The sequence below is a fragment of the Pseudomonas sp. NPDC079367 genome, assembly GCF_044542195.1.
Taxonomy (GTDB): Bacteria; Pseudomonadota; Gammaproteobacteria; order Pseudomonadales; family Pseudomonadaceae; genus Aquipseudomonas.
The window spans coordinates 30,561-50,546 of record NZ_JBITTW010000043.1; the positions used below are offsets into that span (position 1 = coordinate 30,561).

The 19,986-nt window shown below is 60.9% G+C and carries 19 protein-coding genes; 7 read left to right on the plus strand and 12 right to left on the minus strand.

The window, feature by feature from the left end; translation table 11 throughout:
• Window positions 1-99: 99 nt before the first annotated feature.
• The 5 genes from ACIGDJ_RS24210 to ACIGDJ_RS24230 are packed head-to-tail and all read left to right on the plus strand — an operon-like array spanning window position 100 to window position 4,691.
• Window positions 100-1,128, plus strand: coding sequence for a DUF5924 family protein (locus ACIGDJ_RS24210; RefSeq protein WP_101159683.1), 1,029 nt, complete (start codon window positions 100-102; stop codon window positions 1,126-1,128).
• 54 nt (window positions 1,129-1,182) lie between these two features.
• Entirely contained in the window at window positions 1,183-2,331 is a 1,149-nt protein-coding gene (locus ACIGDJ_RS24215) for an ABC transporter permease (protein ID WP_101159682.1), read from the plus strand.
• Window positions 2,328-3,131, plus strand: coding sequence for an ATP-binding cassette domain-containing protein (locus ACIGDJ_RS24220; protein WP_313000444.1), 804 nt, complete (start codon window positions 2,328-2,330; stop codon window positions 3,129-3,131). Before ACIGDJ_RS24215 ends, ACIGDJ_RS24220 begins: the two co-directional genes overlap by 4 nt.
• Before the next feature lies 1 nt (window position 3,132).
• The gene (locus ACIGDJ_RS24225) at window positions 3,133-4,071 is read left to right on the plus strand and encodes an MlaD family protein (protein ID WP_313000446.1); all 939 of its coding nucleotides are present in this window, start codon (window positions 3,133-3,135) and stop codon (window positions 4,069-4,071) included.
• Window positions 4,068-4,691: an ABC-type transport auxiliary lipoprotein family protein gene (locus tag ACIGDJ_RS24230; protein ID WP_313000448.1), complete on the plus strand. Its 624-nt coding sequence runs from the start codon at window positions 4,068-4,070 to the stop codon at window positions 4,689-4,691. The genes ACIGDJ_RS24225 and ACIGDJ_RS24230 overlap by 4 nt, the downstream gene beginning before the upstream one ends.
• 114 nt (window positions 4,692-4,805) lie before the next feature.
• Here the strand turns inward: ACIGDJ_RS24230 and ACIGDJ_RS24235 are convergent, their stop codons facing one another.
• From ACIGDJ_RS24235 to ACIGDJ_RS24255, 5 genes are all read right to left on the minus strand, one after another.
• Complete coding sequence (locus tag ACIGDJ_RS24235) at window positions 4,806-6,035, minus strand: nucleoside recognition domain-containing protein (protein ID WP_397479850.1); 1,230 nt, start codon at window positions 6,033-6,035, stop codon at window positions 4,806-4,808.
• A 217-nt stretch (window positions 6,036-6,252) separates the two neighbouring features.
• Window positions 6,253-7,584: a glutamate/aspartate:proton symporter GltP gene (gene gltP, locus ACIGDJ_RS24240; protein ID WP_101159677.1), complete on the minus strand. Its 1,332-nt coding sequence runs from the start codon at window positions 7,582-7,584 to the stop codon at window positions 6,253-6,255.
• A gap of 711 nt (window positions 7,585-8,295) precedes the next feature.
• Window positions 8,296-8,760 (minus strand): inhibitor of vertebrate lysozyme family protein, encoded by a 465-nt coding sequence (locus tag ACIGDJ_RS24245; protein WP_016772356.1) that lies wholly within the window; start codon window positions 8,758-8,760, stop codon window positions 8,296-8,298.
• 2 nt (window positions 8,761-8,762) lie between these two features.
• Window positions 8,763-8,927: a DUF1328 domain-containing protein gene (locus tag ACIGDJ_RS24250; protein WP_003177151.1), complete on the minus strand. Its 165-nt coding sequence runs from the start codon at window positions 8,925-8,927 to the stop codon at window positions 8,763-8,765.
• A 74-nt stretch (window positions 8,928-9,001) separates the two neighbouring features.
• Window positions 9,002-9,286, minus strand: a complete 285-nt coding sequence (locus ACIGDJ_RS24255; RefSeq protein WP_101159675.1) for a hypothetical protein — start codon at window positions 9,284-9,286, stop codon at window positions 9,002-9,004.
• Window positions 9,287-9,714: 428 nt separating this feature from the next.
• On the opposite strand from ACIGDJ_RS24255, the gene algB reads away from it, so the two are divergent.
• Together algB and ACIGDJ_RS24265 are read left to right on the plus strand one after the other, a co-directional pair.
• Complete coding sequence (gene algB, locus ACIGDJ_RS24260) at window positions 9,715-11,061, plus strand: sigma-54-dependent response regulator transcription factor AlgB (RefSeq protein WP_039757147.1); 1,347 nt, start codon at window positions 9,715-9,717, stop codon at window positions 11,059-11,061.
• Between the two features lie 10 nt (window positions 11,062-11,071).
• Window positions 11,072-12,862: an ATP-binding protein gene (locus ACIGDJ_RS24265; protein ID WP_397479852.1), complete on the plus strand. Its 1,791-nt coding sequence runs from the start codon at window positions 11,072-11,074 to the stop codon at window positions 12,860-12,862.
• On the opposite strand, the gene ACIGDJ_RS24270 is transcribed toward ACIGDJ_RS24265, so the two are convergent.
• The 7 genes from ACIGDJ_RS24270 to ACIGDJ_RS24300 form a co-directional block, all read right to left on the minus strand.
• Complete coding sequence (locus ACIGDJ_RS24270) at window positions 12,859-14,472, minus strand: EAL domain-containing protein (protein WP_178081212.1); 1,614 nt, start codon at window positions 14,470-14,472, stop codon at window positions 12,859-12,861. The two genes, ACIGDJ_RS24265 and ACIGDJ_RS24270, sit on opposite strands and share 4 nt — an antisense overlap.
• A 75-nt stretch (window positions 14,473-14,547) precedes the next feature.
• Window positions 14,548-15,330 carry an N-acetylmuramoyl-L-alanine amidase gene (locus ACIGDJ_RS24275; RefSeq protein WP_101159672.1) on the minus strand — a complete coding sequence of 261 codons (783 nt, stop codon included), beginning with the start codon at window positions 15,328-15,330 and terminating at the stop codon, window positions 14,548-14,550.
• Window positions 15,331-15,432: 102 nt separating this feature from the next.
• Window positions 15,433-17,451, minus strand: a complete 2,019-nt coding sequence (locus ACIGDJ_RS24280; protein WP_397479853.1) for a diguanylate cyclase — start codon at window positions 17,449-17,451, stop codon at window positions 15,433-15,435.
• Window positions 17,448-18,326 (minus strand): endonuclease/exonuclease/phosphatase family protein, encoded by an 879-nt coding sequence (locus tag ACIGDJ_RS24285; RefSeq protein ID WP_101159670.1) that lies wholly within the window; start codon window positions 18,324-18,326, stop codon window positions 17,448-17,450. Before ACIGDJ_RS24285 ends, ACIGDJ_RS24280 begins: the two co-directional genes overlap by 4 nt.
• A 14-nt stretch (window positions 18,327-18,340) precedes the next feature.
• Complete coding sequence (locus ACIGDJ_RS24290; RefSeq protein WP_039757142.1) at window positions 18,341-18,982, minus strand: thiol:disulfide interchange protein DsbA/DsbL; 642 nt, start codon at window positions 18,980-18,982, stop codon at window positions 18,341-18,343.
• Window positions 18,983-19,181: 199 nt separating this feature from the next.
• Entirely contained in the window at window positions 19,182-19,793 is a 612-nt protein-coding gene (locus tag ACIGDJ_RS24295) for a cytochrome c (protein ID WP_101159668.1), read from the minus strand.
• 30 nt (window positions 19,794-19,823) lie between these two features.
• On the minus strand, window positions 19,824-19,986 hold a 163-nt coding region (locus tag ACIGDJ_RS24300), incomplete at its 5' end, for a c-type cytochrome (protein WP_397504629.1).

Genomic DNA, 19,986 nt, shown 5'->3' on the forward strand with positions numbered 1-19,986 from the left:
AGGGAGTGTGGTGGATTTATGTGACCCGCAACCTCGCCACAACGCCCGGCGGACGCTACTCTGTCGGGGTATTTCCTTACCCTGCAGTGAATGGCCCACATGTCGAAATTAACCCTCCTGGTCCAGCGCATTCTCGAGCTGATCAAGCGCTACCCAGGGGTCATTGCGGCGGGTGGTTTCATTTCCGGGGTCGGCAGTTTCATCCTCGTCGATCGCCAACAGGGGCTGGCCAGTTGGATCACGGTGATCATGCTGCTCAGCTGGATCTGGCTGATGCTGGAAAACACCCTGACCGGGCTGTTCACGCGGATCTTCAAACGCGAGATTCCCCAGCCGCTGCTGCGCTACGCGACGCAGATGATCCATCAGGAAAGCCTGTTTTTTGTCCTGCCGTTCTTCTTCATCACCACCACCTGGAACAGCGGTCAGTTGATTTTCACCGGCCTGCTTGGCATTGCCGCACTGATCTCTATCGTCGATCCGCTGTATTACAAATGGCTGGCGCCACGGCGCTGGGCATTTCTCGCATTGCACACGCTGACGCTGTTTGCCGCCCTGCTCACTGCATTGCCGGTGATCATGCACCTGACGACCGCACAGAGTTTCAAATGGGCGCTGGGGATTGCCGTGCTGCTGTCGTTCCCGAGCCTGGCGTCGATCTTCCCGATCCGCACGGTGCGCAACGCCCTGGCGATTCTGTTCATTACCGTCGGCATCGGTGGCGTCGGTTGGGCGCTGCGTTCCTGGGTGCCGCCGGCGACGCTGTGGATGACCGATGTGGCGATCAGCACGCAGCTGCAGGATCGCACCCCCGGCGCCAGCCTCGATACCGTCAGCGCCGAGCAGATCCGCAATGGCGGGCTCTACGCCTACACCGCGATCAACGCGCCGCGTGGCCTCGATGAGCGGATCTATCACGTCTGGACCTTCAACGGCAAAGAGGTTGACCGCATCGCCCTCGACATCCATGGCGGGCGCAAGGAAGGCTACCGGGCGTGGACGCACAAGCAGAATTTCCCCGGTAACCCGACGGGCAAATGGCAGGTGCGCGTGCTGACCGAGGATGGCCAGTTGATCGGCGTGCTGCGTTTCGCAATTACGGACAGCACACCGGCCAAAGAAAAGTAATCCGGTTCGTGCTATTACGTAGGCTCTCGTAACGGCCGTACAAGCACGGAGCTTATGACCAGCAGCCCAACCCCCGGCAGTGCCCACCTGGACACCGCGCTCAGTCCTGCTCGCCTGCGGGTCACCGGCGACTGGACGCTGGCCCATTACACGGCGCTCAAGCACCTGAGTGAAAAGCTCCACGGTCAATACGACGCCAGTACCCCGATCGACCTGAACGGCCTCGGCGCTCTCGACACCGCCGGCGCCTCGTTGCTGGTCGAACTGCTCGGTTCCGAACGGCTGGGCAAGTCTGCCGAACACCCCGATTGCACCCTTTCGACGGCCGACCGCGCCTTGCTGCAAACCGTGTACCGCTCGCTGAGCGATTTCTGCGTGCCGATCAAAGAGCCGGAAGTCAGCGTCAGCGTGCAACTGCTGACGCGCATCGGCCGCGCGGTGGATAAAGTCTGGAGCGACACAACGCAGCTGCTCGGCTTCGTCGGGCTGATTCTCGAAGTCATCGCCCGTGGCCTGTTTCGGCCCAGGCGCTGGCGCATCACGCCGATGATCGCGCACATCGAGCAGACCGGCCTCGACGCCGCGCCAATCGTGGCCCTGCTGACGTTTCTGGTCGGCGCGGTGGTGGCGTTTCTCGGCGCCACGGTGCTGGCCAGTTTCGGCGCGACAATTTTTACCGTGGATCTGGTCGGCTTCTCGTTCCTGCGCGAATTCGCCGTGTTGCTGACGGCGATCCTGATGGCCGGGCGCACCGCCAGCGCGTTCACCGCGCAGATCGGCTCGATGAAAGCCAACGAAGAAATCGACGCCATCCGCACCCTCGGTCTCGACCCGATGGAGCTGCTGGTGGTGCCACGGGTGCTGGCGCTGCTGGTGGCGCTGCCCATGCTGACCTTTCTGGCGATGCTCTCGGGGATTGTTGGCGGCGGTGTGGTCTGCGCGGTGTCGCTGGACATCTCGCCGGCGATGTTCCTCTCGCTGCTGCAATCGGACATCGGTGTACAGCACTTTCTGGTCGGCATGGTGAAAGCGCCGATTTTCGCTTTCCTGATCGCGGCGATCGGTTGCCTGGAAGGTTTCAAGGTCAGCGGCAGCGCCGAGTCGGTCGGTGCGCACACCACTTCCAGCGTGGTGCAGTCAATTTTCGTGGTGATCGTGCTCGACGCGGTGGCTGCGCTGTTTTTCATGGAGATGGGCTGGTGAGTCGTTTACCCCGCGCGCCCTCGGAGGCGGTGATCGAGGTCCGTGGCCTGTGCAATCGCTTCGGCCCGCAGAGCGTGCACGAGAACCTTGATCTGGACGTGTACAAAGGCGAAATCCTCGCCGTGGTCGGTGGCTCCGGCACCGGCAAGTCGGTGCTGCTGCGCAGCATCGTCGGGCTGAATCGGCCCAGCGAAGGCATGGTCAAGGTCTTCGGCCAGAACCTGCCGAATCTGCCCGAGCATGAACGCTCGCTGATCGAAAGGCGCTTCGGTGTGTTGTTTCAGAAAGGCGCGCTGTTTTCCTCGCTGACCGTTACCGAAAACGTCGCCCTGCCCCTGATCGAACACGCCGGCCTCAGTCGCCACGACGCCGAGCATCTGGCAGCGGTGAAGCTGGCGCTGGCCGGGCTGCCGTTGTCGGCGGCGGACAAGTACCCGGCGTCGCTGTCCGGCGGCATGATCAAGCGTGCGGCCCTGGCGCGGGCCCTGGCACTGGATCCGGACATCCTGTTTCTCGACGAACCCACTGCCGGCCTCGATCCGATTGGCGCGGCGCAGTTCGATCAATTGATCCTGACCCTGCGTGATGCGTTGGGTCTGAGCGTGTTTCTGGTCACCCACGACCTCGACACGCTCTACACCATCACCGACCGAGTGGCGGTGCTGGCGCAGAAGAAAGTGCTGGTGGCCGGCCCTATCGACATCGTCTCCGAAACCGCCGACGCGTGGATTCACGAATACTTCCACGGCCCGCGTGGCCGCTCGGCGCTGGACGCCGCCAAACTGCTCAACGAGGTCTGACATGGAAACCCGAGCCCATCATGTGTTGATCGGCCTGTTCACGGTGGTCGTGGTGGCAGGCGCCCTGCTCTTCGGCCTGTTTCTGGCCAAGTCCAGCGTCGACACCGAGTTCAAGGATTACGAAGTGGTGTTCAACGAGGCGGTCAGCGGTCTGTCCAAGGGCAGTTCGGTGCAGTACAGCGGAATCAAGGTCGGCGATGTGGTCAGCCTGCGCCTCGACCCGCAAGACCCGCGCCGGGTGCTGGCGCGGATTCGTCTGGCGGGCGACACGCCGGTCAAGGAAGACACCCAGGCCAAACTGGCGCTGACCGGCATCACCGGCACCTCAATCATCCAGCTCAGCGGCGGCACGCCCGAGAGCCCGAAACTGCGCGGCCATGACGGCAGTCTGCCGACGCTGATCGCCTCGCCCTCGCCTATCTCGCGCCTGCTCAACGACAGCAGCGATTTGATGACCGGCATCAGTGCCTTGCTGCAAAACGCCAATCACATGTTCTCCGCCGAGAACGTCGAGCGCGTGAGCAAGACCCTCGCCCATCTTGAACAGACCACCGGCACCATCAACGACCAGCGTGGCGACATCAAACAGGCCATGCAGCAATTGGCGAGTGTCGGCAAGCAGGCCGGCAGCATGCTTGAACAAACCTCGCTGCTGATGCGCAACGCCAACGGCTTGCTCAATGATCAGGGCAAGCAGGCGTTGGGCAGCGCCGAGCAGGCGATGAAGTCGCTGGAGCAAAGTAGCGTGACCATCAATGGCCTGCTCAGCAAAAACCAGCATTCGCTGGATAACGGCATGCAGGGCCTCAACGGCCTGGCCCCGGCGATTCGCGAACTGCGCGAGACGCTGACCTCACTGCGCGCCATTTCCCAACGCCTCGAGGCCAACCCCAGCGGCTACCTGCTGGGCAGCGACAAGAACAAGGAATTCACCCCATGAAGCTGACTCGAATCGCCCTGCTCGGCGCTGGCCTGACCCTGATCGGCGCGTGCTCGATCTTGCCCAAATCGGAACCCTCGGACGTCTATCGCCTGCCCGCCGCGCCAGCGCCCGCCTCGGCCAATGCGCTGACGCAGTCGTGGTCGTTGCGGCTGAATAAATTGCAGGCCAGCGAAGCGCTGAACCGGCCGAGCATTGCCGTTATCCCGCAGGGCGATGTGATCAGCAGCTACAAGGGCTCGCGCTGGAGCGATCCGGCGCCGGTACTGCTGCGCAATCGCCTGCTCGATGGATTCCAGCGTGACGGCAGAGTGACGTTGCTGAGCACCGACGACAGCAACTTCCAGTCGGATCTGGAACTGGGCGGCAGTTTGCAGGCGTTTCAGACCGAATATCAGGGCACCCAGGCCGGCGTTGTGGTGCGGGTCGATGCGTTGCTGGTGCGCGGATACGACCAACGTATCCTCGCCAGCCGCCGTTTTGAAGAACGCCAGCCGTTGAGCGATGTGCAGGTGCCGGCGGTGGTCGCCGGGTTTGGCCAGGCCAGCGATCGGCTTACGGCCGAAGTCGTCGCTTGGGCGGTCGAGCAAGGCCAGACATTAGCGCCACAGTCCCGCTGATCCCCTACAACCTGTGGGAGCGGGCTTGCTCGCGAAGGCGGAGCGTCAGGCAACGCTATGTGACTGACACGCCGCCTTCGCGAGCAAGCCCGCTCCCACAATGGAATTTTTTGCTTAGCCAAAGAACCAGTAGCAGACAGCGATCGCACCTACTACCCCGGCGAACTCCGCCAGCAACGCACATCCCACCGCGTGCCGCGCGCGCTGAATCCCCACCGCGCCGAAGTACACCGCCAGCACGTAGAACGTGGTTTCGGTACTGCCCTGCACCGTCGCCGCGACCAGCGCGGGGAAGCTGTCGACGCCGGAAGTCTGCATGGTCTCGATGAGCATCGCCCGCGCGGCGCTGCCGGAAAACGGTTTGACCATCGCTGTCGGCAGCGCATCGACGAAGCGCGTGTCCCAACCGGCCCACTCGACCAGATGCCGAATACCGTCCAGGCCGAAGTCCAGCGCGCCTGAAGCGCGCAATACACCCACTGCGCAAAGCATCGCCACCAGATACGGCAGCAGGTTCTTCGCCACATCGAAGCCTTCTTTCGCGCCTTCGACGAATGCCTCGTAGACCTTGACCTTGCGCAGCGCGCCGATCAGCAGAAACAGCATGATCAAGCCGAACAGCGTGAGATTGCCGAGGATCGACGACAATCCCGCCAGCGCTGTCGCGGAAAGCGTGCCGAGCAGGGCCATGAAGCCGCCGAGGAGCAGCGCGCCGGGGACCAGATAGGCCAGCACCACCGGGTCCCAGATGCGCAAACGCTGCATGAAGGCCACGGAGAGGAAACCGACGATGGTCGAGCAACTGGTCGCCAGCAGGATCGGCAGGAACACCAGCGTCGGATCCGGCGCGCCTTGCTGGGCGCGGTACATGAAGATGGTCACGGGCAGCAGGGTCAGCGACGAGGCGTTGAGCACCAGAAACAGGATCTGCGCGTTACTGGCGATGGTGGCGCTGGGGTTGAGCTCCTGCAGCGCTTTCATGGCTTTCAGGCCGATCGGCGTGGCCGCGTTGTCCAGGCCCAGACCGTTGGCGGCAAAGTTCAGCGTGATCAGGCCAAGGGCAGGGTGGCCGGCGGGGACTTCGGGCATCAGCCGCAGAAACAGCGGGCCGAGGACCTTGGCCAGCCACTCGACGATGCCGGCCTTTTCGGCAATGCGCAGAAAGCCCAGCCATAAGGTGAGGGTGCCGAACAGCAGCACCATGACTTCGACCGAGAGCTTGGCCATGGCGAAAATGCTTTCCACCATCGCCGCGAAGATCCCGGCGTGGCCGCCGACCAGCCACTGCGCCAGTGCCGACACGGCTGCCACGATGAAGAAGCCAAGCCACAGGCCATTAAGCATCAGTCAAACCCCCCGAAGAATGCGGCGAATGATAACGGGGTCGCCAGAAACGACAAACCCCGGATTGCTCCGGGGTTTGTCTGGGTCTGCCAGCGCCCGGTTATGGGCTGGCATTGATTTCCTGTAGGAGCTGCCGGAGGCTGCGATCTTTTGATTTTATTTTTTAACAGCAAGATCAACAGATCGCGGCCTTCGGCAGCTCCTACAGGGTTTTGCATCAGTTCTTGGAAATCTCGCCAGCCGGCAGTTTTTCCTTGCTGCGCCAGTGCGGCAGGGAGTTCCAGTAGCGCTGGCCCTTGGCGTCGTCGTACATGCCTTCCCAGCGTGCGATGACCAGCACCGCCAAGGCGTTACCAATCACGTTCAATGCGGTACGTGCCATGTCCATGATCCGATCGACACCGGCGATGAACGCCAGGCCTTCCAGCGGGATGCCAACGCTGCCCAGGGTGGCCAGTAGCACCACGAACGACACGCCCGGTACGCCGGCGATGCCTTTGGAGGTGACCATCAGGGTCAGCACCAGCAGCAATTGCTGGCTGATGGACAGGTCGATCCCGTAGAGCTGGGCAATGAAGATCGCCGCGATCGACTGATACAGGGTCGAGCCGTCGAGGTTGAACGAGTAACCGGTTGGCACCACGAAGCTGCAGATCGCTTTCGGCGCGCCGTAGGCTTCCATCTTCTCGATCACCCGTGGCAGCACGGTTTCCGAGGAGGCAGTGGAGTAGGCCAGCACCAGCTCATCCTTGAAGATGCGCATCAGCTTGAGCACCGAGAAGCCGAACAGCCTGGCGATCAGGCCCAGCACCACGAAGGCGAAGAAAGCGATGGCCACGTAAACCAGAATCACCAGTTTTGCCAGCGGCACGAGGGACGCAAAGCCGAAGTTGGCAACGGTCACCGCGATCAGTGCGAATACGCCGATCGGGGCGTAGTTCATGATCATGTGGGTGACTTTGAACATGCTTTCCGAGACGCCCTGGAACATCTTCACCAGCGGCTCGCGCAGGTCCGACTGCAGGCTCGACAGGCCGAGACCGAACAGTACGGAGAAGAAGATGATCGGCAGCATTTCACCGCGGGCCATGGCCGCGAAGATGTTCGACGGGATCAGGTTGAGGATGGTTTCGATGAACGCATGTTCATGCTGCACTTCGGCGGCGGTTGCCTGGTACTTGGAGATATCCACCGTGCCCAGGGTGCTCATGTCGATGCCGGTGCCCGGATGGAACACGTTGGCCAGCACCAGGCCGACCACGATGGCGATGGTGGTGACAATCTCGAAATAGATGATGGTTTTGAGGCCGATACGCCCGAGCTTCTTGGCGTCCCCGACGCCGGCGATGCCGACGATCAGCGAGGAAATGACGATCGGGATCACGATCATCTTGATCAGACGGATAAAGATATCGCCTGCCGGTTGCAGGACGTTGCTGATCCACCAGGCCTTCTCGGCGCTGAAGTGGTTGAGCAACGCACCCAGTGCAATCCCCAGAACCAGACCGATGAGGATCTGCCAGGCGAGGCTGATTTTTGCCTTCTTCATTATCTTTACCCTTACTTGCGTTTGACTCAGGCACATGCAGGAACTGGAACGCTGATCAGCGGAAAAGTCTGTGCATCTGCCTCCGTATAAGGTGCCCCGAATCGCGTAATTACGGCTCTTCGGCAGGCGAAAAAAGGCGCAACTATTCCGATGCAAGATGGCGCCGTCTAATGCCGTAAACGCCTACCCTATGCCGAATCGGCATGAGCTTTTTCAATTGAAACTGGCGTCCCAAGCGGTTCGATTGTGACATTTAAGCCGGCATAAGCGCCGTGAACCGGCCATTACAGCGTAGGCCGAATGGATTTTTCACAGGCGAATTCGGCAGAAATTTGTGGAAAAAGTCTGAATCGCAAGACTAGAAGTCACACGGATCGAGCGCGATCTTTGTCGATATACGGTCACCGCAAACGCCGCAAACAATTTTGCGCGCAGTGTGGGCGATTCACAGAAGGGATTGGCGTGCTGGATCAACATTCGAGCTGGTTCAAAGCCCAGCGCAGGTTCGTCAGACTCTGGGGTCGACGAACCTGCGGCGCAGCTTTTACCCTGACCCGGCCCTTGCGCAGGTACTCCCTGTACCCGTAGGTCACTCCGACCCTGCATCAGTCAGAACGTCCCGGCCCCCTGGTCAAGCACCGCCCTCGTCGGGTGGCGCAATGAAAAGCAGCGGGCGCTGCTTTCGTGTTCAAAAACCTTGTGCGTCCTGCATCAGTACCACTTCGGATCTTTCTTCAGGGTTTCCATCAGCAGATCCTGCATGCCCTGATCAGGTTTGCCGAAGAAGCGATAGGTCGCATGTCGCGTCGGCGACTTGTCCTGCGGCAGACCTTCCGGCACATCGACCAGCATGGCGTAGGCGTCATCCTTGTCGAAGCTGAAGGCAACGATCAAACGGTGATTCAGGCACTTGTCCTGACTCTCGCAGAGCGGGCCGACCAGATATTGATCGCCATCTTCCGTAACGGCATGCATCTGTTGCTCGGAGGTGCCGGACAGGTTGATCACCCATTCCGGTACGCGCTCTTCCTTTTTGATCACGCCTTCCCAGGTTTCACGGTACTGCGCGTCGGAGGCGAGCAGTTCATTGACCCGGGTCTGGCCGTCATTGGCCGCCATGGCCATGGCACTGCCGCCCAGAAGCAGGGCGGCGGCCAATGTCTTGAGACCGATCATCGTTAACCTCGGCCGCGACGGCCAAAGAAGAAGGAAGCGATGAACATCACCAGGAACACGACAAAGAGAATCTTGGCGATACCCGTGGCGGTGCCCGCGATACCACCGAAGCCCAGAACGGCGGCGATGATGGCAATGATCAAGAATGTAATTGCCCAGCTCAACATGGTGATTCTCCTTACTTCTCTATTTAGGGGTGTTTGCGGTTTCCGACGCTGCGCGTCCGAATGTATTCAGCGGGTTAGAAAACCCAGCGTTCTTCGCGAGGCAGTTGATCCAGCGGTTGCGCCTGGTCGACATCGATCATGTGCATCGAAGCGTTTTCGGCCTGGCTGCTGCTCACGGCACTGAAGTGCTTTTGCGTGCTGTGCTGCATCGAAATCAGTGGCTCGGGTTTACGGCTGTTTTCCCAGCTCATGTACTGCTGGCAGACGATCAGGGTGATCAACAACGCCAGTACACCGAACAGACCCTGCTGGATCTGCAGTGGCGAAATACCTACTTGGGCGGCGATTGGGCGAGTCATCCTGTGTTCCTCACGCTTGTTCGGTTGGGGCAGTGCTGTTCTGCCCGGGCTGAGTGAGGTATTGCAGTCTGCATGCCAGTTTTTTAAAGTCTAAAAAACCCAATAAAAACAATGGTTTGTATGCGTATGAGAAATTTACTGCGACGCATCCTGCACGATGGCTCTTCTGCGGTCGTGCGCAATGCACGATTATTTCGTGGGAAATTTCGATGATATGGAATTGCTACCGGTACGCGGATGTCAGAAGAGGACGCAGGATCTGCCCTGCAAAACGCAAAATGTTTTAAAACTCAACGAAATCAATGAATTGGCCGTTATGGCAGTAGAGAGCTACCCTCCTATGGCTGGTATCGTTCAGAATCAACCATGCAACTTGCCCGATTTTTCCGGGACTAACCCAAGACTAATCACTATGGAGCGTAGGAAAAATGGAATCTGCCACTGAGCAACAAGGCCGCATTCTGCTGGTGGACGATGAATCCGCCATCCTGCGTACGTTTCGTTATTGCCTCGAAGATGAAGGCTATACGGTAGCCACGGCCAACAGTGCAGCTCAGGCCGAAGCGCTGCTGCAACGTCAGGTCTTCGATCTGTGCTTCCTCGATTTGCGTCTGGGCGAGGACAACGGTCTCGACGTCCTCGCGCAAATGCGCATTCAGGCGCCGTGGATGCGCGTGGTGATCGTCACCGCCCATTCGGCGGTCGACACCGCTGTTGATGCCATCCAGGCGGGTGCCGCCGACTATCTGGTCAAGCCATGCAGCCCCGACCAATTGCGTCTGGCCACCGCCAAACAATTGGAAGTGCGCCAGCTCTCCGCGCGTCTTGAAGCGCTCGAAGGCGAGATCCGCAAACCAAAAGACGGGCTCGATTCCCACAGCCCGGCGATGAAAGTCGTGCTGGAGACGGCCCGTCAGGTGGCGAGCACTGACGCCAACATTCTGATCCTCGGCGAATCCGGCACCGGTAAAGGCGAATTGGCCCGTGCGATCCACGGCTGGAGCAAACGCGAGAAGAAGTCCTGCGTCACTATCAACTGTCCGTCGCTGACTGCCGAGCTGATGGAAAGCGAGCTGTTCGGTCACAGCCGTGGCGCGTTCACCGGTGCCAGTGAAAGCACCTTGGGTCGGGTCAACCAGGCGGACGGCGGTACGCTGTTTCTCGACGAGATCGGCGACTTTCCTCTGACCCTGCAACCAAAGTTGCTGCGCTTCATCCAGGACAAGGAATACGAGCGGGTAGGCGATCCGGTGACTCGCCGCGCCGATGTGCGCATCCTCGCCGCCACCAACCTCAACCTCGAAGACATGGTTCGCGACGGCCGTTTCCGTGAAGACCTGCTCTATCGCCTCAACGTCATCACTTTGCACCTGCCGCCATTGCGCGAGCGCGCCGAAGACATCCTGACCCTCGCCGATCGCTTCCTCGCACGTTTCGTCAAAGAGTACGCACGCCCGGCGCGCGGCTTCAGCGATGAGGCGCGCGAAGCGCTGCTCGGCTATCGCTGGCCGGGCAACATTCGTGAACTGCGCAACGTGGTCGAGCGGGCCAGCATCATCTGCCCGCAGGAACGCGTAGAAATCAGCCACCTTGGTATGGCCGAACAACCGGCCAACAACGCGCCACGGGTTGGCGCGGCGCTGAGCCTGGACGAGCTGGAGAAAGCGCACATCGGCGCGGTGCTGGCCACTGCCGGCACCCTGGACCAAGCGGCAAAAACCCTCGGCATCGACGCCTCGACCCTGTATCGCAAACGCAAGCAGTACAACCTGTGAGCAGTGCGCGATGAAACTGGCGATCAAGCTGCGTACGCGCCTGTTCCTGAGCATCTCTGCGTTGATCACTGTGGCCTTGCTTGGGCTTCTGCTCGGGCTGGTCAGCGTGATGCAGATGGCCGGGTCCCAGGAAGCGCTGGTACGCAGCAATTTCGTCACGCTGGATCTGGGACTCAAGCTGCGCCAGACCCTTGGCGATCAATTGATCATCATGCTCGCGGAAAAACCCGATCCCGTTGCGTTCGAAGCGTCCAAGCAACACTATTTCGAGCTGCTCGATCAGGGCATCGCCCAGCAGCAGGAGGGCGATGACCAGCCTTACGGTTTCCGCCAGGCCAAGGCCGATTACCTGCACTTCCTTGCCTCGTTCGATGTGACTGCCGAAGCGGCCAGGAACGCCAGCACCAGCGCGGATTTCCGCGAGCGCTTCAATATTCTTCGTAATGGTTTGATCGCTGAGCACAAACACGCGCTGGAAACCATCAACGCGGTTCAGCACGCTGCCCGCGAACGCGCCTTGCTGATTGCCGGGCTGCTTGGCCTGGTCGGGCTGGCGGTACTGATCATCGGTTTCGTCACCGCTCAAGGCATCGCCCGACGTTTCGGCGCGCCTATCGAAGCGCTGGCCAAAGCTGCCGACAACATCGGCCAGGGCAACTATGACGTGACCCTGCCGATTTCCACGGCCATGGAAGTGAATCTGTTGTCGCGGCGCTTCGGCCTGATGGCCGAGGCATTGCGCGAACACCAGGCGATGAATGTCGACGAACTGTTGGCCGGTCAGCAGCGCTTGCAAGCGGTGCTCGACAGTATCGACGACGGTTTGTTGATGATTGATCGCCAGGGCCAGCTCGAACACCTCAACCCGGTGGCTCAGCGCCAGTTGGGCTGGGAAGACGACCGACTCGGCCAGGGCCTGGGCACTGCACTCGGTCGTCCGGAGCTGGATGCACAGCTGCAATTGGTCCTGCGCGGCGGCACGCTGGAACGGGCGCCGGAAGATCTCAGCATCGAAGTCGATGGCGAGTCGCGTCTGCTGACCTACAGCCTGACGCCGGTCAGCCACACCCAGGGACATATTCTCGGCGCGGTCATGGTGCTGCACGATGTCACCGAACAACGTGCGTTCGAGCGGGTCCGTAGCGAATTTGTTTTGCGCGCTTCCCATGAGCTGCGCACGCCGGTGACGGGCATGCACATGGCCTTCGGGTTGTTTCGCGAGCGGGCGAAATTCCCGGCGGAGTCGCGCGAGGCTGACCTGCTGGATACGGTCAACGAAGAAATGCAGCGTCTGATGCAGTTGATCAATGACTTGCTGAATTTCTCGCGTTACCAGAACGGTCTGCAAAAACTCACCCTGGCGCCATGCTCCATCGAAGACTTGCTGGAGCAGGCGCAACTGCGTTTTGCCGACGCGGCGGCGGCCAAAGGTGTAGCGCTGAATGTCGAGATTCAAGGGCCATTGCCGAGGTTGCAGGCGGATCAGGCGCAACTCGATCGCGTCCTCGACAACCTCATCGACAATGCGCTGCGCCACACCGCCCGCGACGGGCAGATCCGTCTGCAGGCGCGCCGCCATGGCGAGCGGGTGATCATCAGCGTCGAAGACAATGGCGAAGGCATTGCCTACGGCCAGCAGGGGCGGATCTTCGAGCCGTTCGTGCAGGTCGGACGCAAGAAGGGCGGCGCCGGTCTCGGGCTGGCGCTGTGCAAGGAAATCGTCCAGTTGCACGGCGGGCGCATGGGTGTTTATTCGCGGCCGGGGCAGGGCACGCAGTTCTACATGGCGCTGGCGGTTTAAGCTTCGTCGTCCATACGCCGTCCGGCGAGGCGTCTGCCGCGAGTGATCAGTTCGATGAATTGCACGGCGCTCAGCGCATGGGCGAACAACCAGCCCTGTCCGAATTTGACGCCTTCACTGCTGAGCAATGTCGCTTGGGATTCCAGCTCGATGCCTTCGGCAATCACTTTCAGATCCAGCGCCTGCGCCATGTGAATGATGTGTGGCGCGACGCCGCTGCTCGCCGCGTCATGGCCCAGCGCATCGATAAAGGCCTTGTCGATCTTCAGGCAGTCCACCGGCAGGGTCTGCAGGTAGGCGAGGCTGCAATAGCCCGTGCCGAAATCATCGATCAGCACTTGATGGCCGACATCGCGCAGGGCTTGCAGATTTTCCCTCGCCACCACCACATCGATGAGGCCGCGTTCAGTGACTTCGAAGGCAATCTGCCGCGCGGCGACACGGTGCAGCGCCAGCAGGCGCGCCATCACCTGGCCGATGCGCGGCACCATGACATCGCAGGCGGCGAGGTTCACCGAAATGTACAGCTGCGGATTGGCGCGCAGTAACTGGCCCAACTGCTCAAGCAGGCGCTGCAGCACGAAGTCCGTCATCTGGCGGATTTGTCCGGTGTTCTCCGCCATTGGAATGAACAGGTCGGGGCTGGTCAGGGTGCCGTCCGGGCGGCGCCAGCGCAGCAAGGCTTCGGCACCAACGCAGTTGCGGCTGTCGAGGTCGAAGATCGGTTGATACAGCACCTGCAGCTCACCCCGGCGGATCGCTCCGTGCAGCTCGGCATCCAGGGACTGGCGCTGGCGCACCAGCAGGAAGGTCAGGAAACCGACGATGGCCCCGGCAATCAGGCACACCGGCAACAGCCACCACCACACAGCCGGGACATGCATGCCAGTGCGCGGCGTAATGAGCACCAGCTGATATTCCGGATTGTCGGTGGGCATACGGTAAATCAGCCGCGTCTGCGTCACTTGCAGGGCATCACGGCTTTTCGGTGGCCAGGGTTCGGTCGGCGGCCAGGCCTGTTCAGTGCCCAGCACCGGGATGGCACGAGTGCCGTGATTGAGCACCACCAGCAGGCTGCTGCCGGGCGACAGATCGACCATGTCGGTCAAATGCCCGCGTGAGGTAGCGACGCGAAAATTGCCGCGGCCGAGCATCAGCGCCGCGCGGTTTTCATCCGGTTCGGTCGTGGTGTTCAGCCAATAACTGTAGGTCGGGCCCTGGATGTCCGGCGCGCGATTCAATGACAGGCCTTCCTGATGCGGGCGATTGGAGCAGAACCGCGAGGCGTCCATGTATGCGGCTTCATAGACGAAGCGGTAGTTGAAGGTGACTTGCTGCAACGTCGCGATCATTTCCTCGTCGCAGCCGCGCAAGGGCTGGGCTTCGAGATCGTCGAGGCTTTCGCGCAACTGGCCGAACAATTGTTCGAGACGGGCGAGAAAGCGCTCGCCCTGGGCGTTCATCTCCTGACTCTCGCGCATTTCCATCTGGCGCATCGCCGCGAACATACCGCCGGCAATCAACAGACTGGCACTGAGGACAGCCGCAATCATCGCCAAAAAAACAGGGCGATAAAACCAGCTACGCAGCGTCTCTCGGGTTGCAGCCATCAAGGGATTTCCGAAGAATTACCATGAGTTATAGCTGCTGATTACGATTTCGCCCTGACCGTCGGGCGGGCGTCATTATTTTGTCTGGTTGAGCACCAGAAGAAGTGCTGCAGTTTGCGCATCCGGCGTGCCGTCGAAGCGGGCAGGGCGGTAATGCATCTGGAACGCGGCGAGGACATGGCGCGTGGCGACGTCCAGCTCACCGGTTTGCGGCGTGTCATAACCCAGACGCGCGAGTTGCGCCTGGAACCAGCCGATCTCCGGCAACGGGCTGCTATCGAATACTGCCTGCTGACGTGCCACCGCTTGCTCGTTCGGCCACAGCCCCAGCCCTTCATCAGCCAGACGCTTCCACGGGAACAGCGGCCCGGGATCAAGCTTGCGCAGCGGCGCGATGTCGCTGTGGCCAATGATGTGCCGGGAGCTGATGCCGTTGCGTTTGCTGATGTCCTTGAGCAGCGTGATCAGCGACTGGATTTGCGCTTCGCTGTAGGGGTACCACAGGCGCCCGGTCGGGGTGTCCTTGTAGCCGGGATTGACGATTTCAATGCCGATAGAACTGGAATTCAACCAGGTCCGGCCCTGCCACTGACTCTCGCCGGCGTGCCAGGCGCGCTGGTTTTCATCCATCAACTTATAGATCGTGCCGCCCTTGTCATCGCCGATCAGGTAATGGCTGCTGACCTCGCCGTGGGTCAGCAACTGCAGCGAGCGCTCCAGCGACGCCGAGGTGTAATGCACCACAACGAACTGGATGCGACTGTCGTAATTGGCTGACGGATGGCTGGTGTTGTAGCGCGGGCCGCTGGCGCAACCAGCGAGGACGAGCAGCGAAGCAACAAGGGCAAAAAATTTCATAGGCAGAGGACGGTACGCAGAAGACGATAATGCAACAGTGTAACGTACGGATTTCACCTGAGGCCGCCAGCGGGCGAATTTAAGCAAAATGGAACAATTGCCTCAACCCAGCTCCACTCGGTTGCGGCCGGCATTTTTCGCCCGATACAGCGCTTGATCGGCTCTTTTCAGCACAAGATCGCTATGTTCTCCAGTTCGGAACGATGCGAGTCCCATGGAAACCGTGATGGTTACGCGCTCACCCTTGAAGTGAAACGGGCAGGCTTCAATCGCTGCGCGCAGGGTTTCCAGCAATTTTGCGCCAACCGCCGGCGGCGTTGCTGGCAGTAACAGGACAAATTCTTCGCCGCCGAAACGGGCAATGAAGTCCGAACCACGCAGGCGTTTGCGCAGTACCGTAGCGATGATTTTGAGGACTTTATCGCCGGCCAGATGACCGTAATTATCGTTGATGCGCTTGAAATGATCGAGGTCAAGCATGGCCAGGCTCAAGGTATTGCCATGCTGCTGCCATTGCTGGATTTCATGCTCGAGGCGTTCACTCCACGCCGCGCGGTTGGGCAGGCTGGTCAGCGGGTCGATCAGGGCTTTCTGCCGCTGTTCCTCAAGGTGTTCGCGAAAGCCCAAGGCTTCCTGTTCCATATGCGCCACCCGCTCCGACAGGCTTTTCAGTCTGGCGGCGACTTCCTGCTCGCGGGTGTCGCGCTGCTTCTGGTGCTGGTCCATCGTTCCCAGCAGGCCTTCCAGATGATTCTCCAGCACATGCTTGAGGTCATCGAGGTCGGCCGCTTGCTGGACGCTGCTCTGCAAGCCGTCGACCTGTTCACGGATTTGAGTGTCCATGGCCCGCGCCGCCGAGCTGTTGTCGGCATGCCCTTCGCTGGCGGCTTGCAGATTGCTCTGAAACGCTTCGAGGCGTTCGTTGAGCTGCTGCAGATAGGCTTCGAATTCATGCTGGCCACTGTCGGTAATCGCCAGCATCAAGGTTGCGAGATCGTCGAGGATCGGTAGCAATTCGTACCAGTTAAGACCATGTTTGAGCCGTTCGCGCATGGCTTCGGCTTGCGGCCGGTGGCGCTCGGGCAGGGTCAGGTCGTCGAGCAGGCCGATCAAGGTGTCTTCGATATGCCGGGCCACGGAGCTGTAGGACGGCTCGGGCGAGTCCGGCAGGGCGAAGAGGATGTCGTGCTCGGACTGATCCGGGTCGATGGCAGCCAAGGCTTGGGCGATCGGCTCGGGCAAGGGCAGAGTGTCGAGAATCAGCGGCGATGGATCGCCGGGATGGCTCAGTTCGTCCGGGTTGAATGCCTGGGCAACGAGTGGTTGCGCAGCTGAGTCTGGCGCGGCCGGAGCGGCGGGCTCAAGCGGCATTGGCTCGACATCGACGGTGACAACAGGCGTAGCGAACGCGACGATTTGCGCTTCGGGCGAGTCCTGTACAGGCGCCTCGACGGTCGCGGCGGGCGCAACAATCGCAGGCTCGGCGTCTGCGATCGGTGCCATTTGCGCTGGCTCCGGTTCAGGTTGCGCGGTGGCGACCGGCTGCGGCGCTGGTGCGGCTGAAGTGTCTGCGAGCGCTGCAATGGATTCGTCAGGCTCGCGACTGCCGAAAAGACGCTGCAACAAGCCCGGCCGGCCCGGCTCGGCGGGCGTCTCCAACTGACTCAAGGCCTTGCCCTGCAAGCCACTGAGTTCGCTCAGCAGCAGCGGCATTTCCCGCGCCTGACCGACGCGGCTGTCCAGTTGTTTGGCGAATTTCTTCAGCGGCTGCGCAACTTCGCGCGGCAATGGCAGCGCTTGCAGCTGGGTGACCAGCGCAGTCAGCGCGGTGCTGACCTGATCGATACGGGTCTCACGACGCTGCTCCGAGTCGAGCACGGCTTTTTCCAGGCGCGGGAGCAGGGCGGCGAGGCCGGCGTCCATGTCATCGGTGCGCACGACTTCGCGCATCTCCTTCATGCACTGATCGACAGCCTTGTCGGTGCCTTCGGCCGCCAGCGTGCTGCGCACCAGACCGCGTCGCAGCAGGTCGAGTCGCGCGGCCCAGCGGCGTTCGAGCTTGTCCTGCTGCTCGATACTTTTGAGGTACTTCTCTTTCCAGCGCTGGGCGTCGTCGCTCATTCACAGGTTCCGCGAGGGGCAGGGCTCAACGCGGGCAATGCGTCGGCCGTGAGCGAACCCGGCAGACGAATTTCCACCGCGACCGGCAGGTGATCGGAAATGGGCTGGGCCAGTACCTCGACCTTTTCCAAAGTCAGGGTCGGGCTGAGCAGAATATGATCAAGGCACCGCTGTGGGCGCCAGCTGGGGAAGGTCGCTTCCACCTGCGGGGCCAGCAGGCCGAGATCGCGTAACGGCGAATGTTCGAGCAAGTCGCTGGCATGGGTGTTCATGTCGCCCATCAGCACTTGATGCTTGTAGCCGCTGATCAAGTCACGAATGTAGGCCAGTTGCAGGCTGCGCGTCCGCGCGCCGAGGGCCAGGTGCATCATCACCACCACCAGCGCTTGCGGACCTTCGCCGAAACGCAGCAGGATCGCGCCGCGACCTTTCGGGCCGGGCAGCGGATGATCTTCGATCGCCCACGGCTTGAGGCGACTGAGCACGCCATTGCTGTGCTGGGCCAGTCGGCCGAGGTTGCGATTGAGTTGTTGATACCAGTAGGGAAAGGCGCCGAGGTGGGCCAGGTGTTCGACCTGATTGACGTAGCCTGAGCGCAGACTTCCGCCATCGGCCTCCTGCAGAGCGACCAGATCGAAGTCGCCAAGCAGATCACCGATCTTCTGCAGATTGCCGGAACGCCCGTTGTGCGGCAGCAGATGCTGCCAGCTGCGGGTCAGGTAATGGCGATAGCGCTCGGTGCTGATGCCGACCTGGATGTTGAAACTGAGCAAGCGCAGACGCTGGTCCGCGGGCAGGCCCGTAGACGCCAGGTGATGCTCGTTGACCTGCGGATCATGCAGCCCAACGATGCGTTCGGACTTCCAGCGGCGCATGGCGAAAGCCGCGCTTAGTTGGCAGCCGCCTTGGTTGCCGCTCGCTCTTTGGCGACCAGGTCGTCAGCCAGTTTCAGTGCCTGTTCGGCACCACCGGCGGAGCCGATGTCGAAGCGGTATTTACCGTTGACGATCATGGTTGGCACGCCAGTGATTTCGTACTTCTTGGCCAGCTCGCGGGCCTTGACGATCTGACCCTTGATGGCGAACGAGTCGAAAGTGGCGAGGAACTTGTCCTTGTCTACGCCTTGAGTGGCGAGGAAGTCAGCCATGTCGTTCTTGTCGGTGAGCTTCTTGTGTTCTTTCTGAATCGCGTTGAATACCGCGTTGTGAACCTGATGTTCGACACCCATGGCTTCCAGGGTCAGGAACATTTGGCCATGAGCATCCCATGGACCACCGAACATGGCAGGGATGCGTACGAAATTGACGTCGGATGGCAGTTTTTCAACCCATGGATTGATCACCGGTTCAAAGGCGTAGCAATGCGGGCAGCCGTACCAGAACAGCTCGACCACTTCGATCTTGCCAGGCTTTGCCACCGGCACCGGATTGGCCAGTTCGACATAAGGGGCGGCAGGGGCTTCAGCGGCCTGGGCGGTGACGCCGAACAGGCTGGCAGCGACGAGTGCGGCGCTGATGATCAGATTACGCATGCTTTACTCCTGAACAATTTGGGTCGCCTCGCTCGACCTGTTTTGACACAGATCCTGGCGGGCATGAGTGCTGTAGTGTAACGGCAGCGGCCACAAAAAAGGGCGGCCTGAGCCACCCTTTTTATACTCGCTGCGAAGGATTAATCGAGCGTTAACGTGGCAGGCGTTGCGCGCCTCGTTCAACCCTCGAATCAGAGCCTCAGTGCAGGCCCTGGATGTAGCTGGAAACCGCAGCGATGTCTTCATCGCTCAGCTTGCGTGCGATGGTGCGCATGGTCATCGCGTCGCCGTCATTGGCGCGACCACCGTCTTCCTTGCGGAAGTCGGTCAGTTGCTTGGCGATGTATTGAGCGTGCTGGCCACCCAGATGCGGGAAGCCTGCTGCAGCGTTGCCGGCACCATTTGGCGAATGGCAGCCGGTGCAGGCTGGCAGACCTTTTTCCAGGTTGCCGCCACGGAACAGCGCTTCACCGCGAGCGACGATCTTTGGATCGGCGGCACCGACGCTGCCTTTCTGGCTGGCGAAGTAGGCGGAAATATCGGCCAGATCCTGATCATTCAGGTTGGTCAACAGGCCGGTCATCTCCAGCACCACGCGCTTGCCCGACTTGATGTCGTGCAATTGCTTGTCGAGGTAACGTTCACCTTGACCTGCCAGCTTCGGAAAATTCGGCGCCATGCTGTTGCCGTCCGGGCCATGGCAGGCCCCGCACACGGCAGCTTTGGCCTGGCCTGCTGCGGCATCGCCGGCAGCATGGGCGAAGCCTGAAATTCCCACGGTCAACAGCAGACTCACGATCAATTTGTTCATCAGCTAATCCAACTACGGCTAAGGGTTAAGTTATGGACCGGGCTTACTCTCGCTCATCCACAGGATGATGGCCTGGTAATCCTCGGCACTGCAGTCCATGCACAAACCACGCGGCGGCATCGCCTTGAAACCCTGGGTCACGTGTTGCACCAGCGTCCCCATACCTTTCGCCAACCTCGGCGTCCAAGCTTCC

Bases quoted from the DNA above. Each gene is read 5' to 3' on its own strand.
- ACIGDJ_RS24215 (WP_101159682.1), top strand. From the start codon at position 1,183: ATGACCAGCAGCCCAACCCCCGGCAGTGCCCACCTGGACACCGCGCTC.
- ACIGDJ_RS24270 (WP_178081212.1), bottom strand. From the start codon at position 14,472: ATGGCTGCAACCCGAGAGACGCTGCGTAGCTGGTTTTATCGCCCTGTT.
- ACIGDJ_RS24285 (WP_101159670.1), bottom strand. From the start codon at position 18,326: ATGCGCCGCTGGAAGTCCGAACGCATCGTTGGGCTGCATGATCCGCAG.
- algB (WP_039757147.1), top strand. From the start codon at position 9,715: ATGGAATCTGCCACTGAGCAACAAGGCCGCATTCTGCTGGTGGACGAT.
- ACIGDJ_RS24295 (WP_101159668.1), bottom strand. From the start codon at position 19,793: ATGAACAAATTGATCGTGAGTCTGCTGTTGACCGTGGGAATTTCAGGC.
- ACIGDJ_RS24255 (WP_101159675.1), bottom strand. From the start codon at position 9,286: ATGACTCGCCCAATCGCCGCCCAAGTAGGTATTTCGCCACTGCAGATC.
- ACIGDJ_RS24250 (WP_003177151.1), bottom strand. From the start codon at position 8,927: ATGTTGAGCTGGGCAATTACATTCTTGATCATTGCCATCATCGCCGCC.
- ACIGDJ_RS24225 (WP_313000446.1), top strand. From the start codon at position 3,133: ATGGAAACCCGAGCCCATCATGTGTTGATCGGCCTGTTCACGGTGGTC.
- ACIGDJ_RS24230 (WP_313000448.1), top strand. From the start codon at position 4,068: ATGAAGCTGACTCGAATCGCCCTGCTCGGCGCTGGCCTGACCCTGATC.
- gltP (WP_101159677.1), bottom strand. From the start codon at position 7,584: ATGAAGAAGGCAAAAATCAGCCTCGCCTGGCAGATCCTCATCGGTCTG.
- ACIGDJ_RS24290 (WP_039757142.1), bottom strand. From the start codon at position 18,982: ATGCGTAATCTGATCATCAGCGCCGCACTCGTCGCTGCCAGCCTGTTC.
- ACIGDJ_RS24275 (WP_101159672.1), bottom strand. From the start codon at position 15,330: ATGAAATTTTTTGCCCTTGTTGCTTCGCTGCTCGTCCTCGCTGGTTGC.
- ACIGDJ_RS24245 (WP_016772356.1), bottom strand. From the start codon at position 8,760: ATGATCGGTCTCAAGACATTGGCCGCCGCCCTGCTTCTGGGCGGCAGT.
- ACIGDJ_RS24235 (WP_397479850.1), bottom strand. From the start codon at position 6,035: ATGCTTAATGGCCTGTGGCTTGGCTTCTTCATCGTGGCAGCCGTGTCG.
- ACIGDJ_RS24280 (WP_397479853.1), bottom strand. From the start codon at position 17,451: ATGAGCGACGACGCCCAGCGCTGGAAAGAGAAGTACCTCAAAAGTATC.
- ACIGDJ_RS24265 (WP_397479852.1), top strand. From the start codon at position 11,072: ATGAAACTGGCGATCAAGCTGCGTACGCGCCTGTTCCTGAGCATCTCT.
- ACIGDJ_RS24210 (WP_101159683.1), top strand. From the start codon at position 100: ATGTCGAAATTAACCCTCCTGGTCCAGCGCATTCTCGAGCTGATCAAG.